The organism is Paenibacillus spiritus (genome assembly GCF_008710135.1).
GTDB classification, from domain to species: domain Bacteria; phylum Bacillota; class Bacilli; order Paenibacillales; family Paenibacillaceae; genus Paenibacillus_AQ; species Paenibacillus_AQ glufosinatiresistens.
Window position 1 is genome coordinate 40,058 of the sequence record NZ_VYKK01000030.1, and the last position, 17,232, is coordinate 57,289.

The following is a 17,232-nucleotide window of genomic DNA, read 5'->3' on the forward strand; positions in this document are numbered from 1 at the left end:
TAGATGCGATCCTTCCGGCGCTGCTTCTTTGCATGCCGCTCACGGCACCATCAGACCCATCTCGTCCGCCGCATCCTTCAGCACCGCCGCGTAGTTCGCCAGCGTCTCCCGCGACAGACGGCTGACGGGGCCCGACAGCGACAGAGCCGCCGCGACCGCGCCCGAGCGGCCGACGATCGGCACTGCTACCGCTGCCGCCCCCGGTTCCCGCTCCTCGAAGCTAACGGCGAAGCCGAGCCGCCGGACCTCCTCTAGCTGGCGGATATAGCCGGCCTTGTCGATGAAGGCCGGCCAGTCGGCAGCATCCAGTAGCTGCTGCTGCACCTCCGGCGGCGCATAGGCAGCCAGGACTTTGCTCGAAGCGCCGACCGACAGCGGCAGCCGGGCCCCGATCTGCGCGACCCGGCGGATTGCCTGGTGGCTCTGAACGGCCTGGATGCGCACCCGCTCCAGACCGTCTCGCAGGTACAGGCTGACCGTCTCGCCGAGCCGGTCGCGCAGGCTCTCCATCTGCGGCAGCAGCAGGGCCGCCGGCTCGCCGGTGACCGGCAGCCGGGTCGACAGCTCCCAGATGCGGATGCCGAGCCGGTATTTGTCCGTGGCCGCATCGCGGGTCAGGAAGCCCTTCTCCTCCAGCGTCGCCAGCAGGCGGTGCACGGTGCTCTTGTGCAGGCTGATGGCGGCCGCAATTTCGGTCAGGCTCAGCTCCGTGCTTCGCGTGAAGCAGAGCAGAATATCAAGAGCGCGCTCCACGGCGCGCACGGTTGATTTGCGTTCATCATCCATTGTATAGCTCCCCTTCGAGTGTTTCATCATGTGAAACCCGGTTACATATCTATGTACTCCCCTTATCTTAACAAAAGACCGCCAAAAGTCCAGTTTACAGTTCCATTACAAAAGCATCGGATTCATTGACTTATCGCCGCCGGCACTCTACGATTAATTTACAAAGTTAAATATTTAATCCATAAGTCATACAGAGCCTTAACCGTATTCCATTCCAGGAGGGGACCCCATATGGATCTAGTCACTCGTCAGCCCGGTACGCCGGTCTCCCCCCGATCCAAGCGCACACCGTCCGAGACGCAGCCCAAGCTGTCGCTGCGGATGATCCGGTTCCGCCATATCGTCTGGGCGCTGCTGCTCTCGATCTTCTTCTTCTTCGCCTTCTGTTTTATCTCGCTGCACGGCTACATCGCCTGGGTGCTGTCCAACCCGACCGTCGCGCCGCTGTTCTCCAATCCGATGTTGGCCAAGGGCCTGGAATACGAGGACGTCACGTTCCCGGCAATGGACGGCAGCCGCAATGTGCAGGGCTGGTATATTCCGGCTGAAGGATCGACCAAGACCATCGTGTTCAGCCACGGCTACGGGGCGAACCGCGAGGAATCTTGGGTGCCGATGTATGATCTGGCCCACTATGCGCACAAGCTGAATTTCAATGTCGTCATGTTCGATTACGGCTTTGCTTCCCAGACCAACAAGGACATCGCCACCGGTGGCAAGAAAGAATCGCAGCAGCTTCTGGGCGCCGTCCAGCTGGCCAAACAGCGCGGTGCGCAGGAGATCGTCGTCTGGGGCTTCTCGATGGGAGCGGGCACGGCGCTGCAGGCCGGACTGCGCACCGGCGATATCGATGCCATGATTCTCGACAGCACGTTCCTGCTGGAGCCGGACACCCTCTACCACAATATTAAGCAAAATATCGATCTCCCCCGGCATCCGTCCCTGGAGATAATGGAAATGCTCTTCCCCGTTCTTAACGGAACCGGGCTGGACCAGATTCCTTACCGGAAGGTGAAGTCGGAGGACTACCCTTTCCCGATTCTCTTCCTGCACGGAACCAGTGACGTCAAGGCTCCCTACGCCATCGCCGAGGAGCTGGCCGCTGGCCAGACCAACCCGTACTCCGGCTCCTGGATCGTCAAAGGCAGCCATCATGAGCTGCTGTTCCGCGAGCATCCGCGCGAATATTTGCGCCGGGTCTCGGCCTTCCTGGGCAATGTTCCGCTGGCGAAGGAATATGCGGCTGCCCAGTCCAAGGCGGAGGCTGCCGCGGACGACTCTGCCGGCCGATAAAGCGGAGGCAGCCCGCCCGGCATCATCGTTCAATTCCGGTCGCCGCGGCGGACTTTTCTTCTATTAAACGACAAAACGCCAGTCCCAGGATTAGCCTGGGGCTGGCGTTTTGCGGTTAAGGCCCGCCGCATCTTTCTTCGGAGAGCGGGCGAGCGGGACTCCGGTGCACAATCAAGCAGGTATGACTCCCCGATGCGACTCATAGGCTGTAGGAGAGATCAATGACGGGAGGTCGGACGGAATGCTGTATGTGTACGGATCTGTACCGCCAATGCGCACACTGGAGGAAATCATATTCTGGAAGAGACGGGAGAAGGAGCACGCAGAGCTCCTTATACGCCATATCCCGGCGCTCGAGCCCCCTTATGTCAATCTGTTGGGCGAATGGGCCCGCGTCTTCGAGGCGACCGAAGGAGCGGCCCGCAGCCTGCTGGAAGAAGTGTCGGCTTCGGACCGCTCCGCCCGCGACGGAGCAGACCGGACGGGGACGCTGCTCTCGGCAGCCCGGGCGCAGTCGCAGGCGTTCATCCGCCAGCTCGGAGCGCTGGCCGAACAGAGCGCGGCGGTCCAAGCGCTCCCGGCCGGCCAGGATCTGCTCCGGCAGCCGATCCGCGAGTCGGAGAATTATCCCGCCGCCCTTCCCCAGGACGAACCGGTTCGCGAGAAGACGGAGAAGTCTGTACCGATCGGAGGCCACACGCTCCCTCCGCTGCCTTATGCCTACAATGCGCTGGAGCCTCATATCGACGAGAAAACGATGCGGATTCACCATGACATCCACCACCAATCGTATGTCGACGGTCTGAACAAGGCCGAGAAGAAGCTCGCCAACGCGCGCCGGAGCGGCGATTTCGAGCTGGTGAAGCACTGGGAGCGGGAGCTTGCGTTCAACGGAGCCGGTCATTATCTGCATACGATCTTCTGGGATGAAATGTCGCCGAAGGGCGGCGGGCAGCCGACCGGACCGCTTCTGCAGGCGATCGAGCGCGACTTCGGAAGCTACGACGCCTTCAAGAAGCAGTTCAGCCAGGCGGCCGAGAAAGTTGAAGGGAGCGGCTGGGCGATTCTCGTCTGGAGCCCGCGCAGCCGGCGGCTGGAGATCCTGACCGCAGAGAAGCACCAGAACCTCTCACAGTGGGATGCAGTGCCGCTGCTGGCGCTGGATGTCTGGGAGCATGCCTATTATCTCAAGCACCAGAACAAACGCGCCGATTACATCAAGGACTGGTGGAATGTGGTGAACTGGCCGTATGTATCGGAGCGGTTCGAGGCTGCCAGCCGGTTGAAATGGCAGCCGTTCTAGCCGTTCTGGCCCAGAAGAGTCTCACAGCCCGCTTCCGGCTAGGGAGCGGGCTGTAAGACCGGGCAAAGGGCCTGTAAGCTCCCCGCCCCGCCCGGATAGAGAGTAATGACTACCGGGTCATTTTAAAGCCGCCAGAAGGTTCGGCCGAATGATCCGGTCAGGGCTGTCTTCCGTCCAGCTCGACCGTCTCGTTCAGATGCGTGTCTTTGGAGGAGCCGGTGATTTTGCGGACCAGAGAGATTGCGCTCTTCACCATACTTCCGGTATCCCAGTACTCCGCAGCGGCTGCGTGGACCTTAATCAGCACCACGTTGGGATCGTCATAGGAAGTCTCCAGCATTTTCTCGTATACCGGATTCCAGAATTCCTTCTTCTTCGCGGCATCCTCCACAATCTCGGCGGTTCCGCGAACGGAGACATAAGACTTGCCGGCATACACAACATTCACATTGCGGTTGCCGAGAATCTCCTGATATTTGCTGGTATCCTTCTTCGTCAGGAACCAGATGTCGCCGTCGAACTCGACCTCCTGGGTCTTCATGGGACGCGAGACCGGGCCTTTGTCGCTGATCGTGGTCAGCATGGCGGTGTCCATTCCTTTAATCAGTTCCTTCACTTTGTCGATGGCTTCTGCATTCCAATCATTCGGTTGATTCATCGTAGCGTCACCTCTTGTTTAGGATGGATTGCCTACAATTAATCTTACCCTTTAATCTTACCCTTCCTCTGCTCCCCTTAACCCGAGAAGGGCCTCCAGGCGACCGAATTGATACAAAAAATCTTTCAATAAAATAGAATTTATTCATTTTACTTATTATGGCACTGCGCTGTATCATCGTCTTAAAGCATTTATTCAACCGGAAAGAAGATGATGATTCGCCATGACGGCGCAGCCCGAATTTTACCGTGACCAGTTCCCTTATTCGACTCCTCCCCGCATTGTATGGGATGGCACGACCGTTCCCACCGCCCTGCCGGAAGATATCTTCATTACCGATACTACCTTCCGCGACGGCCAGCAGGCCCGGCCGCCCTATACCGTCAAGCAGATTGCCGATCTGTTCGATTTCCTGCACCGCTTATCCGGCCCCCGGGGGATTATCCGCCAGTCCGAGTTCTTCCTTTACAGTCAAAAAGACCGCGATGCGGTCTACGCCTGCATGGAGAAAGGCTATGAATTCCCCGAGATTACGGCCTGGATCCGGGCCGTCAAGCAGGATTTCGCGCTCGTCAAGGAGATGGGCATCAAGGAGACCGGCATTCTGACCTCGATCTCCGACTACCACATCTTCCTGAAGCTCGGTCTGACGCGCGAGGAAGCGATGAACCAGTACCTGGGCATCGTGGAAGCCGCGCTGGAAGCCGGAATCCGTCCCCGCTGCCACTTGGAAGACGTCACCCGGGCCGATGTTCCCGGCATGGTTATTCCTTTTGTCCAGAAGCTGATGGAGCTCTCCCGCCAGAGCAGCATTCCGGTCAAGGTCCGGCTCTGCGATACGATGGGACTCGGCGTCTCCTATCCCGGCGCCGCGCTGCCCCGCAGCGTGCCGGCGCTGATTCACACGCTGCGCAGCGAGACCGGGATCGACTCGTCCATGCTGGAGTGGCACGGACACAATGACTTCTACAAAGTGCTGACGAATGCGGCCTCCGCCTGGCTCTACGGCGCCGGGGGCGTTAACGGTACGCTGCTCGGCTTCGGGGAGCGGACGGGGAATACGCCGATTGAAGCGATGCTGATCGAGTATATGGGCATGACCGGCGATACGGATGTGGACCTGACGGTGATTACGGAGATGGCCGAATACTTTGGCCGGGAGCTTCAATACGAGGTGCCTCCAATGACGCCGTTCGTCGGGAAGCAGTTCAACGTCACCGCAGCCGGGATTCACGCCGACGGGCTGGTGAAGAACGAGGAAATCTACAATATCTTTGATACCGGCAAGCTGCTGAACCGTCCGCTCGGCGTGCAGGTCACCGACAAAGCCGGCGCAGCCGGGGTCGCTTTCTGGGTCAATGCTCATCTGCCGATTCCCGGCGGAGAGACGATCGACAAGCGGCATCCCGGCATCCAGAAGATGACCGCCTGGGTGGCGGAGCAGTACAGCGACGGGCGGACCACCAGTCTGTCGGATGCGGAACTGATGGAGGCGGCCCGGGAGTTTCTTCCCGAGTATACGAAGATGCTGAAGGTCTGACAGCCGGCGCAAGCGCCGGATCGCCGCCGATATGGAGTGCTTTGGGGTCAGCCCTTCGCTCCCCGGCTCCCGATACGCCAAGAGGCGGCCAGATACGGGTCAATCCCGTACCTGGCCGCCTCTTCTGTTATAACCGTATCGGTGCTATTCCTTGATAAGTGCCAGAAATTCTGCTCTGGCCGCCGGATCGGCGCGGAACAATCCCCGTGCCGCCGTCGTAACCGTCTTGCTTCCCGGCTTCTTCACGCCGCGGGCGCACATGCACAGATGCTCGCCTTCCACGACTACCATAACGCCTTGGGCTTCCAGCACCTCTTCCATAATGTCGGCGATCTGGGAGGTAATGCGCTCCTGCACCTGCAGGCGGCGCGTGACCGCTTCGACCAGCCGGGCGAGCTTGCTGAGACCGGCGATCCGGCCGTTCGGAATATAGCCGATATGCACCTTGCCGAAGAACGGCGCCATATGGTGTTCGCACTGGCTGTAATACACGATATCCTTGACAATAACCAGTTCTTCATGGCTCTCGTCGAACGTTACGCCGAGCGTCTCCCTGGGGTCCGCCGCGTATCCGCCAAATATCTCTTCATACATCCGGGCTACCCGGGCCGGCGTATCCAGCAGCCCTTCACGGCCGGGGTCCTCGCCGATCAGCTCCAGAATCTCGCGGATATGGCCCTCGATCAATTCCCGGTTCTCCGCAACTTTAACGTTGCGGCAATCCTTGACGCCTCTCATGCGGCTACTCCCTTCTGACGGCTCTTGCCGTTCAAACGGCTGCCTGCTTCCGCTCTCTTATTCTGGTTATTTCTTGCGCTTGGGCGCCCGGTTCGCCGGAGCCTGTCCGCGTGCGGGCGGATTCTGGTTCTTCAGCATCTGCTGAGCACGCTGCATTTGTTTGCCGTTCAGATTGTAGCCCATCTGCTTCGCTACCTTCTGCAGCATGTCCGGATCGTTCTGCATCCGTGTCATCTGCTTGCGCAGATAGAAGACGCCTATGAAAAAGCCGCCGAGCAGCCCAACGATCAAGGTGATAATAGGAAGCGCAATATTCATCGTGTACAAGCCCACCCCGTTCTGTATATTGGCGCGCCTCAAGCGCGCGATTCTATCATAGCATTTCACTCTGGGGACAGCAATTGGAAAATCAGCGGCTGTCCAGCCGCTCCAGACCGCGGCTGATATAGGCCAGCACTTCGCCCTCGCGCTCGCGTCCGCGGGCCTTCTCCAGCGCTTCGCGGGCTTCGTCTCCGCCGATTCTGGACAGTGCCCAGGCCGCCGCAGCCCGCAGCTCCGGCCGGGGATCGTCCGCCAGCACCCCGGCCAGCTTCGGCGCCGCGCCGGCTTCCTTGAAGTTGCCGAGCGCGATCACCGCATTCCGCTGAATCGGCTTCCTACCTCTCCAGGCAGCTGCGCTGCTGCCGAACTTCTCCTTGAATTCCTTGTTGCTGAGATCCAGGATCGGCAGCAGCAGCGGCTTGGCCTGTTCGGGGTCCGGCTGAAGCTCCGGCCGGTGATCCCAATCCTTGCCCCGGTTGTAGGGGCATACAATCTGGCAGGTGTCGCAGCCGTACAGCCGGTTGCCGATTTTGGCCATATATTCATCGCTTAAGTAGCCTTTGGTCTGGGTCAGGTAGGACACGCAGGCCTGGGCGTTGAGTTCTCCGGGGCCGACCAGGGCTCCCGTCGGACAGGCGTCGATGCATTTGGTGCAGTCGCCGCAGCCCATTTCAACCGGCTTGTCGGGAGGGAACGGGATATCCGTCACCAGCTCGCCGAGATAGATCCAGGAGCCCCACTCCGGCGAAATAATCGAACAATTCTTGCCGCTGAAGCCGATCCCGGCCCGCTCTGCCACCGCCCGGTCCACCAGCACGCCGGTATCGACCATGCTCTCCATGACGGCCTCCGGCACCCGCTCCCGGATGAACGCCTCCAGCTTCTCCAGCGCCTCTCTCAGCACCAGATGATAGTCCCGCCCCCAGGCGGAGCGGGCCAGAATGCCCCGGCGCGCGCCGGGCTCCGACTTCGGCGGGTTCTTCATCTTGGACGGGTAGGCCACCGCGACCGCCAGAATCGAGCGCGGCGTTCCGGCCGCAAGCGCCGGAGTCGTCCGTTTGTCCAGATCCGGCTCCTCGAACCCGGATTCATGGCCCCGGTCCCGGTGCTGCTGCAGCCGTTCTTTGAGATATAGAAAAGGGTCCGCCGCGGCGAACCCGATACTGTCAATGCCAAGCGCCGGCGCGGCCGATGTCAGCTCGGCTTTCAGTTGTTCCCAGCGACGGGAAGCGGATACTTCCGCTGCCGGGTTCATGGGGTTCATTGAGTAAGCCTCCTCTAATTATTGCCTTCTTCTTGCCCGCGGGCGCTACAGCCCGCGGAACTTGGACAGCGGCCACCAGATCAGCGAGGCCCGTCCGACAATCCGCTCTTCGTCCACTTCCCCGAAGAACCGGCTGTCCCGGCTTGCCCCGGACCGGCGGTTGTCGCCCATCACGAAGTAATGATCCGGGCTGACCGTGACCGCCGCAAAATCGGCATCGCCGATCGGCGCGTCGGTATAGGACTCCGGCACCGGTCTCCCGTTGACGTACAATTCGTGCTCCCGCACCTCCACCGTGTCGCCGGGAATGCCGATCACCCGCTTGACGAGATATTCCTTGGCCTGCGGTCCGTCTTCGGGATCATGAAGCACGACAATCTCGCCCCTTCCCGGGGGCGTGAAGAGCAGGCCGATCTTATTAATGAACAGCCGTTCGCCCTCGAGCAGCGTCGGCTGCATCGACTGGCCTTCCACGACGGATAGGTTGAAGACATACAGGTTCAGCAGGGTAACCGCCGCCACCGCGACTGCTGCGGCAATTATAATATCCCGGAGAGCGCCCTTCCAGCCGCTTCTTCGCCGCAGCCGGCGGCGCCGGGTGTGCATGTCGGTACGGTTGGGGAACTGGGGCGCAACGCCTTCGCGTTCAGGTTCGTTCATGGCTGATCCTTCCGACGGTCCGTTAGCCGTCTTCCAATAGAAAAGCATATCCCTAACCGGCCTCAAGGCCCGGGGGATATGCCTAGTATAAAGGAACCGGCACATCCGGTTCAATTCCATTTGCTTCTATAAGTACGGTCACTTGTCCGGCTTGGAACCGGATACAACGCTGTCAACCCACAATGCTTAAATGGCGCACCGAGCGGAATGCCTTGTTCTCTCCGTAGCCCATCGCTTCGTAGAGCGGCAGTACAGGATCGTTATGCTCGTCCACCGCCACATAGATCCCGCCGACCTTGCGGGCCTGGAAGCGGCTCTCCATTGCCTGTACAAGACTGCGGCCGATTCCTCTGCGGCGATAGTCGGGATGTACGGCAATCCGGAAATAGCAGCCTTGGTTCTTCTCGATCGTGCCGATCAGCGCGCCGACAATGGCGCCGTCTTCTTCGGCTACGACAATCAAGTCGGAGTCCCACGACAGTTGCCGGGAAAAAGGCTCCATCGTGTTCTCGAAACATTCTTCAGACAGGGCTGTCTGCAGCAGCTCTATTACCGAGCTGCAATCGCTTAACTGAATGGATCGAACCTGCATTCTTCAAAATCTCCCTTTTCTTTGGCATGGATTGAAGGAGTTCCCTTGATAGGCGGGTGGAAACATCAAATTTCGAGGAATACCTGCTTCTAGTAGTATTAAAACATACTTTTCTCGCGATATCATTACATTTCTCCCGAAAGCGCTTTATATAAAGCGTTTTCATCGAGATTTATGTAAATTCATTGAATTTCAGTCCTGCGAATTTTTGAAATTTCCCGATCTGTGTAAAGCAGTGTCAGCCTTGTGTTCCCGGACCGAACAGCTGTCTCCTCCCCGGAGGCAAAGGCTCCTTACTAAACAAACGTTTGTGTTTGTTTAGTGTTGCATTCTTCCAGCGAATGCGGTTTAATGGTCATATCAATTCCAATACCACTCAGGAGGGATTTTTCCATGGCATTTGAATTACCGGCACTTCCTTACGCTAACGACGCACTCGAACCCCACATTGATGCTCAAACGATGGAAATCCACCACGACCGCCACCACAACACCTATGTTACGAACCTGAACGCTGCATTGGAAAAGGCTCCGGAACTCGCAGGCAAGGGCCTGGAAGAACTGCTCGCCGACATCAACTCCGTACCGGAAGCGATCCGCACGGCTGTCCGCAACAACGGCGGCGGCCATGCTAACCACTCGCTGTTCTGGGAGACAATCGGCCCTAACGGCGGCGGCGCTCCGACCGGCGCGCTGGCTGAAGCCATCGACAAGGAACTGGGCGGCTTCGATAAGTTCAAAGAAGATTTCGCGGCTGCGGCCACTACCCGCTTCGGCAGCGGCTGGGCCTGGCTGACCGTTAAGGACGGCAAGCTGGCCGTTACCAGCACCCCGAACCAGGACAGCCCGATCATGGACGGCGCGACTCCGCTCCTCGGCCTGGACGTATGGGAGCATGCTTACTACCTGAAATACCAGAACAAGCGCCCGGATTACATCAAGGCGTTCTGGAACGTTGTGAACTGGGAAGCCGTGGGCAAGCGCTACGACAGCGCAAAATAATTCTGTCCCGCCTATAGCCTGAACAGCAAGAAGCCCCGGACCGGAAGGTTCGGGGCTTCTTGCTGTTCGCCGCCTGCCGGACAAGCGGCAGGTTCTGCTGTCGATTTGCGGCAGGTTCTGCTGTCGATTTGGCGGCAGATTCTGCTGTCCGTCCTGCTGTTACCTGTTACTCCGGTTCCTGTCCTCGCGTCTCCCCCTGCTCCCGCTGATCGAAGTAGGCGTTCAGCAGCTTCAGGAACACGTTCGGAAAAGCGTAGCCGGCCATCTCTTCCCGGCCGATCCAGCGGTGCGGGCCGGAATCCCCGGACGAGCCGGGCCCGGCCTCGAACGGCAGCACCGGCTCCGGCGCTTCGCCTGCCGGAGCCTCCCCCGGGGCGGCTGCGCCCGCCGCCCCGTAAGGCACCCTGGCTTCCGCAGCCATCGGCAGCGGAAGCTCTTCCTCCCTGCAGAGGTACACCTGCAGGGTCCATTGCAGATGGCTGAACGTGTGCTCGGCAGCCATCCAGTGCTTCCCGGGCCGGGCTGCGATCCCGGCCCCCGCCAGGGACCGGCGCAGCCGGTCCCGCACGGCTTCTTCCGGCGGCGCCGCCGGAAGGCCGCTTCTGCGCGTCCCCGTTCCGGTCCGGGGACGCTCGGAGGCGCCGCTCTCCTCCGGCGCCGGCCAGTGCGGCAGCTCCCACATGCGGGCCAGCAGGCCCTGGGCCGGACGCTGCCGGATCAGCACCTTGCCCGCGTGCGCGCCGCGGCCTTCCACCAGCGCCGCAAGCCGCGTCTCGGGGCGCGGCGGCTTCGCCTTGCTCTTGACGGGCAGCTCGTTCTCCCGGCCCGCCAGCCGCCCCGCGCAGCGTTCCATCACGGGGCAGACGAGGCAGCGCGGCGATTTCGGCGTGCAGGTCATGGCCCCGTGCTCCATCAGCGCCTGGTTAAACTCCCGCGCTTCCCCTTCGGGGATCAGCTCCCGGGCCAGTCCTTCCATCAGAATGCGTGTCTTCGGCTTGGCGACGTCGTCGTCAATCAGGAAGAAGCGCGACAGCACCCGCATGACATTGCCGTCCACCGCCGGTTCCGGCCGCCCGAACGCGATGCTCAGAATTGCGCCCGCCGTATACGGTCCGACGCCCTTCAGGCCGGCCACTGCTTCCACATCGTTTGGAATCACGCCGCCGTAGCGCTCCTTCACATCCTTCGCAGCCTGCTGGAGATTGCGCGCCCGGGAGTAGTAGCCGAGGCCCTCCCAACATTTCAGCACGTCCTCCTCCGGCGCATCCGCCAGCGCAGTCACATCGGGGAAGCGTTCGACGAACCGCAGGAAATACGGAATGACCGTATCCACCCGCGTCTGCTGCAGCATGATTTCCGATACCCAGATCCGGTACGGGTCGCGGGTCCGCCGCCAGGGCAGATCGCGTTTATGCGCCAAATACCAGTCCAGCAGTCCCGCACTGAAGAATTCCCGGTCTTCGCGGGGCCAGCGTTCTTCCAGTTTCGTATCAGTCACCGCGCTTCACCTCCACCACGCAAAAGGCCGAAGCCATCTGCCGCTCATGCGTAATCGTCAGATGAACGGCGCACCGGCCGGGCTCCAGGCCAAGCCGGGTCCACGCCGCCTCGCTCAGCTCTGCCGCCGGACGGCCGCCTTCGGCCGGCACAATCGCCATGTCGCCGAAGCCGAGCGTTGCGCCGATGCCGCAGCCGAATGCCTTGGCGATGGCTTCCTTCGCCGCGAACCGGCCGGCGGCGAATTCCTGCTCGCGCCCGGGCCGCGCCCGCATGGCTTCCCGTTCCCGGACGGTCAGAATCCGGTCCAGGAACCGCTCCGCGCTTTTGCCGGCCAGCAGCCGCCCTACCCGTTCGATCTCGACCAGATCATGTCCGATTCCGAATATCATGTCCTTCGCTCCTTAGTAGTTTTGCAGCTCCGTTTCTGCTATCTTAATAGAGGAAGAGTTCCTCTCAACAAATTTCTTTATTCTATATAATAATCCGGCAGGTGTCCAGACGCCGGTTATCCCATCAGACAAGGAGCGCACTGTTATGAAGAACGTTCAGCACTTTGAGATTCCGGCCGGAGACGACGCCGTTCTCCGCTGTTCGCGTTTTTCCCCGGCCGCCCGAGCCAAAGCGCTTATCGTCATCGCCCACGGCTACAAAGGCTTCAAAGACTGGGGCATGTTCCCCTATGCCGCCGAGACGCTCAGCCGGGACTATGAAGTTGTTACCTTCAATTTCTCCCACGGCGGAATCGGCGAGGATCTGATGAATTTCACCGAGCTGGAGAAGTTCGCCCGCAATACCTACGACCGGGAGAGCCGGGACTTGCAGGTGCTGCTGGCCTATCTCAGCCAGCATCCCAAGCTCGGCGGACTGCCGCTGTTCCTGATCGGCCACAGCCGGGGAGCGGGCGACTGCCTGCTCTATGCCCTGGATCATCCGGGCGAAGCCGCCGGGGTCATCTGCTGGAACGGCGTGACCGACCTCGATCTGTTCACCGAAGAGCAGAAGCAGGGGATGCGCGAGAACGGCCGGGCCTTCGTGCTGAACGGACGGACCGGCCAGCAGATGCCGCTGGATGCCGTGATTCTGGAAGATCTCGAGCGGCAGCGTGACCGCTACCAGCTGATCTTCCGCTTGGCCGGAGCCGACTTCCCCGTCGTGCTGATTCAAGGCACCGGGGACGGAGAACATCTGATCCGGGGATCGCAGCGGCTTGTCGATGTCCGGCCGGATATCGAATGGGTACGGATTCCGGGAGGCAACCATACTTTCGGCACCGTCCATCCTTTTGCCGGAACGACGCCGCAGCTCGAAGCCGCCCTTGCGGCCACCCGGGCCTTCGTGGAACGGGTGCTGGCGGGTTAATCCCCGTCCGCAGCTGTTCCTTGAATGAATCTTCGCAGCCCGGAACGCAGCGATCCCGCACGCCCACGAAAGGGGCGGCGGGATCGCTGCGTTCTAATCAGATTATTGGCAGTACCGGCTGAAAATCTCCTTCAGCTCATCCGCGATCTCGGCGGCGGAGCGGTCTTCCACGCCATGACGCTCGATGAAATGCACCAGCTCTCCGTCTTTCATCAGGGCGATGGACGGCGAGGACGGCGGGTACGGAGCGAAGTATTCGCGCGCCTTGGCCGTAGCTTCTCTCTCCTGTCCGGCGAACACCGTGAACAGATGGTCCGGCTTGACTCCGCTCTCTCTGAGGGCTTCGGCGACCCCGGGACGGCATTGTCCGGCAGCGCAGCCGCAGACGGAATTGACGACGACCAGCGCGGTTCCCTTGGCGTTAGGCAGCGCGGCCTCCACGTCCTCCGGCGTCAGCAGCTCCTGGAACCCGATGCTGGTCAGGTCATCGCGCATCGGCTGGATGGAGTCTCTCATATGTTGGTGAAAAAACATCGACATGTCGGTCACTCTCCTTAGTAATGAACTAACTTTATTATACATTCCAACTCTCTGAAAGCAAGAGAACAGCCGGCGGACCCCTTCAGGCTGGCTTCGGTCCTTGTCTAATGCTATGATGGGGCCAGCTACAACTTGGAAGAAGGAGCTACTCTCATGAACGCTTACGATGTCATCGTGATCGGCGGCGGGCCTTCGGGCCTGATGGCCTCCGTGGCGGCGGCGGAGCGCGGCGCTTCGGTGCTGCTGCTCGACAAGGGCAACAAACTGGGCCGCAAGCTGGGCATATCCGGCGGCGGCCGCTGCAATGTGACCAACGCCAAGGAACCGGACGAGCTGATCGCCCATATTCCGGGGAACGGGCGCTTTCTGTACAGCGCATTCCAGCATTTTGACAACCGCGATATCATCGCTTTCTTCGAGGGTCTCGGCATCGCCTTGAAAGAAGAAGATAACGGCCGGATGTTCCCGGTCTCGGACAAAGCCGCAAGCGTCGTCTCGGCGCTGATCGGACGGGTGCGCGCACTGGGCGTCGAGATCCGTACCGGACAATCGGTCCGGGAGGTCCGCTACGGGAAGGAAGAAGTAAGCGGCGTTGCGCTGGCCTCGGGAGAGACCCTTGACGCGAAATCGGTCATCGTGGCCACCGGCGGCAAATCGGTTCCCCAGACGGGTTCTACCGGCGACGGGTATCCTTGGGCGATGGCTGCCGGGCATACCATAACCGAGCTCTATCCCACCGAGGTGCCGATTGTCTCGCGCGAGGACTGGATTCAGTCCGGCGAGCTGCAGGGCCTGTCCCTCCGGGATGTCACCTTGTCCGTCTGGGGGCCCAAGGGCCGGAAGGCCGCGGCTGCAGGCGATCCCGAAGCCGACCCGTTCCTCTCCCTCAAAAAAATAATCGCCCACCGGGGCGATATGATCTTCACTCATTTCGGCCTGTCGGGGCCGATTGCGCTGCGGTGCAGCCAGTTCCTCCGCCAGGTCCAGCAGAAGACGGGCCAGAAGGCCGTTCTGCTCTCCATTGACCTGTTCCCGGATCTGAATATGTCCGGGACCGAGGACTTACTCGCGGACAAGCTTGGCGCTGAGCCCAAACGCGCGCTGCGCAATGTGCTGAAAGGGCTGCTTCCCGAGCGGCTCGTTCCGCTCGTGCTGCGCAGCGCCGGGCTGGACGGCGACCTTCTCGCCGGCAGCCTGTCCCGGGCCGCCCAGTCCGCGCTGGCCGGGATGCTGAAGCGCCTGCCCGTAACGGCTCACGGCACGCGTTCGCTGTCCGAGGCTTTTGTCACCGGCGGCGGCGTCCACCTCAAAGAAATTGAGCCCGGCACCATGCAGTCGAAGCTCATGCCCGGCCTGTTCTTCTGCGGCGAGGTGCTCGACATCCACGGCTATACCGGAGGCTACAACATCACCGCCGCCTTCTCGACCGGCTACACGGCGGGTAAGCACGCCGCCGAGCGGGCAGGGCATTATTCGGCGCAGTAGGTTACTGATTTAGGTGATGAGACGCTATCCCAAAAAGGCGAGTGCCCGTTCACGGGCACCCGCCTTTCTTTTACCGCTCCAGCCTCATCCCCGCGAACATCCCGGCCAGCACCCAGCTCAGTCCGAATCCCGCCGGGAGAAAGAACACTATTCCCCACCAGCCGTACAGTTGAACAGCCGCCAGCAGCGAAGTGAGCGCGCTGTAAGGCAGCGACAGCAGGAGAACGGCTCTCGTCCCCGCCACCGCCCTCTGTTCCTTGGAGAAGGGAAGCAGCGCGGCGAACTCCTCGCCCATCAGGGACTTCCAGAACGACACCAGCCAGAAGGACAGCATGGCCAGCAGCACCCCGATCACCAGCCATTTGAAGCCGTACGGCACAATAAAGATGGCGGCAAGCGATACCCCGAGGAACTGAAGGTACAGCTTCAGATGGCCGGTATGCCGGACCAGCGCCTTGATTCCGGCCTCCGTCAGCCGTTTCTCGGCCGGGGCGGTGGCCAGCAGCGTCTGCGACTTGCGGAAGATCCAAGGCCGGTACCGCGTCGGCCGGGGCTTGTCGATGACGCCGCTCAGCAGAAAAGCCGCAATCCGCATCCGCTGCTTGAAATCCTCCCGGACATCGCCGGTGAAGCTGCCGCGCAGGGAGAGGCGGGTGCGGAGCGCCAGCGCCGCGCCGGCCAGATACACCGCCGCAGCCAGCCACAGCAGAGCCGGCGTCTGCATCCAGGCGGAGACTGCCCGGACGTACAGGCCTGCAGGCACGCCGGCAGCCGGAATGAGCCACAGCCAGCGGCGCCACCCCTGCCGCTGCACCAGCACCAGGTGGCGAAGCAGCTTGACGCACCAGCCGCAGGCTAAGGTCAGCGCTGCCAGCGCCAAGGCCGACGGCCAGGAGACGGCATAGCCGCGGATCAGAAAGGGCAGCATGACGCCCCAGACCGCCAGCAGCTTGAGCGCGGTAAGCAGCAGGCTGTAGGCCGTGCCGCCCAGCATCAGCGTCCGTACCCAGCGCTGCTGCTGGCGGAGAAACAGCAGATCCCCTTCATGCAGCAGGAGCAGCAGGCCGCCCGAGACGATCCCGAGCGCCAGGATGCCCGGAAGCAGCGCCAAGGGCAGGTTCAGCGACCAGCCGGGCAGCGGCTCCTGCCAGTAGCCGTAGTAATAGCGGCCGCCCAGCAGCAGGCCGGGAATAATCAGATAGAGCATCACCGTCCAGTCGGCGACGGTGCGGATCATTCCGAGCTGCTCGCGGATATGCCCGGTCAGCCGCCTGCGAAGCAGCCGGCCGGGCGAACCGGTGCGATAGCCGTCCCGGCGGCGGGCCGGGGCGGGTTCTTTTGGCACAGTCACAGTGGGACCCCTCATGTCAACGCGTCAAAACAATCGAACAGCGAAGCCTCCGGCAGCCCCGCCGCTGCCCGGATCTTCTCCAACGTGCCGGAAGCCGCCACTTCGCCGGCAGAGACCAGTACGAAGCTGTCGCAGATTTTCTCGGCCGTATCGAGCACATGGGTGGACATCAGGACGCCCGCTCCCCGCTCCCGCTCTGATTTCAGCAGATTCAGGAAGTCTTTCGTCGCTCTCGGGTCCAGCCCGATAAACGGCTCGTCCACCACATACACGTCCGGCCGGACCAGAAATCCGAGCATCAGCATCATCTTCTGCTTCATCCCCTTGGAGAACCCGGCCGGCAAGTCATGCCGGACATGCTCCATGCCGAACCGGACCAGCAGCTCTTCCGCTGTGGTGGCGAATGTCCCGTAGTCCAGTCCGTATGCCGCCGCTGCCAGATCCAGATGCTCCCACAGGGTAAGCTCTTCGTAGAATACGGGCTGTTCCGGCACATAGGCGTAGGTTGCCTTCCCGCCTTCGCCGCTTTCGCCGCTTCCTCCGAAAGACACTTCCGCCTTGGCATGCTTCAAAAGCCCGAGCAGCGTCTTGATGGTCGTGCTCTTGCCCGCTCCGTTCGGACCGATCAGCCCGAGCAGCTCGCCGCGCCGGACCTGAAAGCCAATGTCGCGGATGCGCACATCTCCGGCTTCGTAACCGGCTTCCTCAATATGAACACGGAGCACCGTCTCCGGCTCTGTTCCCAGGGCCGCTGGCGTCTCTTCCGTCCGCTTCTCCTCCACACCGTCCACTCTCCGTTTCCTTTGTCTCTGACGGACTCTATCATAACACTTCCAGTCT

At 61.3% G+C, this 17,232-nt stretch carries 18 protein-coding genes; 6 read left to right on the forward strand and 12 right to left on the reverse strand.

Annotated elements, in window-relative coordinates; genetic code table 11:
- Positions 1-39: 39 nt before the first annotated feature.
- Positions 40-786 (reverse strand): IclR family transcriptional regulator, encoded by a 747-nt coding sequence (locus F4V43_RS17820; RefSeq protein WP_150459617.1) that lies wholly within the window; start codon positions 784-786, stop codon positions 40-42.
- Between the two features lie 231 nt (positions 787-1,017).
- Here F4V43_RS17820 and F4V43_RS17825 point away from each other — a divergent pair, with 231 nt between their 5' ends.
- On the forward strand, positions 1,018-2,079 hold the full coding sequence (locus F4V43_RS17825) for an alpha/beta hydrolase (RefSeq protein ID WP_150459618.1): 1,062 nt from the start codon (positions 1,018-1,020) through the stop codon (positions 2,077-2,079).
- Between the two features lie 241 nt (positions 2,080-2,320).
- Positions 2,321-3,382: a Fe-Mn family superoxide dismutase gene (locus F4V43_RS17830; RefSeq protein WP_150459619.1), complete on the forward strand. Its 1,062-nt coding sequence runs from the start codon at positions 2,321-2,323 to the stop codon at positions 3,380-3,382.
- A gap of 157 nt (positions 3,383-3,539) precedes the next feature.
- Here F4V43_RS17830 and F4V43_RS17835 read toward each other — a convergent pair whose 3' ends face one another.
- On the reverse strand, positions 3,540-4,040 hold the full coding sequence (locus F4V43_RS17835; protein WP_150459620.1) for a pyridoxamine 5'-phosphate oxidase family protein: 501 nt from the start codon (positions 4,038-4,040) through the stop codon (positions 3,540-3,542).
- 223 nt (positions 4,041-4,263) lie between these two features.
- On the opposite strand from F4V43_RS17835, the gene F4V43_RS17840 reads away from it, so the two are divergent.
- Positions 4,264-5,580 (forward strand): 2-isopropylmalate synthase, encoded by a 1,317-nt coding sequence (locus F4V43_RS17840; protein WP_150459621.1) that lies wholly within the window; start codon positions 4,264-4,266, stop codon positions 5,578-5,580.
- A gap of 144 nt (positions 5,581-5,724) precedes the next feature.
- On the opposite strand, the gene folE is transcribed toward F4V43_RS17840, so the two are convergent.
- From folE to F4V43_RS17865, 5 genes are all read right to left on the reverse strand, one after another.
- Complete coding sequence (gene folE / locus F4V43_RS17845; protein ID WP_150459622.1) at positions 5,725-6,318, reverse strand: GTP cyclohydrolase I FolE; 594 nt, start codon at positions 6,316-6,318, stop codon at positions 5,725-5,727.
- Between the two features lie 66 nt (positions 6,319-6,384).
- Entirely contained in the window at positions 6,385-6,636 is a 252-nt protein-coding gene (locus tag F4V43_RS17850; protein ID WP_150459623.1) for a YneF family protein, read from the reverse strand.
- Between the two features lie 91 nt (positions 6,637-6,727).
- The gene (queG, locus tag F4V43_RS17855; RefSeq protein WP_223879953.1) at positions 6,728-7,903 is read right to left on the reverse strand and encodes a tRNA epoxyqueuosine(34) reductase QueG; all 1,176 of its coding nucleotides are present in this window, start codon (positions 7,901-7,903) and stop codon (positions 6,728-6,730) included.
- Between the two features lie 45 nt (positions 7,904-7,948).
- Positions 7,949-8,563, reverse strand: coding sequence for a signal peptidase I (gene lepB / locus F4V43_RS17860; protein WP_150459624.1), 615 nt, complete (start codon positions 8,561-8,563; stop codon positions 7,949-7,951).
- A gap of 172 nt (positions 8,564-8,735) precedes the next feature.
- A complete protein-coding gene (locus F4V43_RS17865) occupies positions 8,736-9,155 on the reverse strand; it encodes a GNAT family N-acetyltransferase (protein ID WP_150459625.1) in 420 nt (139 codons plus the stop codon).
- A gap of 393 nt (positions 9,156-9,548) precedes the next feature.
- On the opposite strand from F4V43_RS17865, the gene F4V43_RS17870 reads away from it, so the two are divergent.
- Entirely contained in the window at positions 9,549-10,157 is a 609-nt protein-coding gene (locus F4V43_RS17870) for a superoxide dismutase (RefSeq protein WP_150459626.1), read from the forward strand.
- 166 nt (positions 10,158-10,323) lie between these two features.
- On the opposite strand, the gene mutY is transcribed toward F4V43_RS17870, so the two are convergent.
- Positions 10,324-11,655: an A/G-specific adenine glycosylase gene (gene mutY, locus F4V43_RS17875; RefSeq protein ID WP_150459627.1), complete on the reverse strand. Its 1,332-nt coding sequence runs from the start codon at positions 11,653-11,655 to the stop codon at positions 10,324-10,326.
- The gene (gene acpS, locus F4V43_RS17880) at positions 11,648-12,046 is read right to left on the reverse strand and encodes a holo-ACP synthase (RefSeq protein ID WP_150459628.1); all 399 of its coding nucleotides are present in this window, start codon (positions 12,044-12,046) and stop codon (positions 11,648-11,650) included. Before acpS ends, mutY begins: the two co-directional genes overlap by 8 nt.
- 145 nt (positions 12,047-12,191) lie before the next feature.
- Here acpS and F4V43_RS17885 point away from each other — a divergent pair, with 145 nt between their 5' ends.
- Positions 12,192-13,016: an alpha/beta hydrolase family protein gene (locus F4V43_RS17885; RefSeq protein WP_150459629.1), complete on the forward strand. Its 825-nt coding sequence runs from the start codon at positions 12,192-12,194 to the stop codon at positions 13,014-13,016.
- Between the two features lie 102 nt (positions 13,017-13,118).
- On the opposite strand, the gene F4V43_RS17890 is transcribed toward F4V43_RS17885, so the two are convergent.
- Positions 13,119-13,556 (reverse strand): BrxA/BrxB family bacilliredoxin, encoded by a 438-nt coding sequence (locus tag F4V43_RS17890; RefSeq protein WP_150459630.1) that lies wholly within the window; start codon positions 13,554-13,556, stop codon positions 13,119-13,121.
- Between the two features lie 153 nt (positions 13,557-13,709).
- Between F4V43_RS17890 and F4V43_RS17895 the strand changes: the two genes are divergently transcribed.
- Positions 13,710-15,041: an NAD(P)/FAD-dependent oxidoreductase gene (locus tag F4V43_RS17895; RefSeq protein ID WP_150459631.1), complete on the forward strand. Its 1,332-nt coding sequence runs from the start codon at positions 13,710-13,712 to the stop codon at positions 15,039-15,041.
- Positions 15,042-15,111: 70 nt separating this feature from the next.
- Here F4V43_RS17895 and F4V43_RS17900 read toward each other — a convergent pair whose 3' ends face one another.
- Complete coding sequence (locus F4V43_RS17900; RefSeq protein WP_191089639.1) at positions 15,112-16,392, reverse strand: ABC transporter permease; 1,281 nt, start codon at positions 16,390-16,392, stop codon at positions 15,112-15,114.
- Positions 16,393-16,403: 11 nt separating this feature from the next.
- Entirely contained in the window at positions 16,404-17,174 is a 771-nt protein-coding gene (locus F4V43_RS17905) for an ABC transporter ATP-binding protein (protein ID WP_223879960.1), read from the reverse strand.
- Between the last annotated feature and the right edge of the window lie 58 nt (positions 17,175-17,232).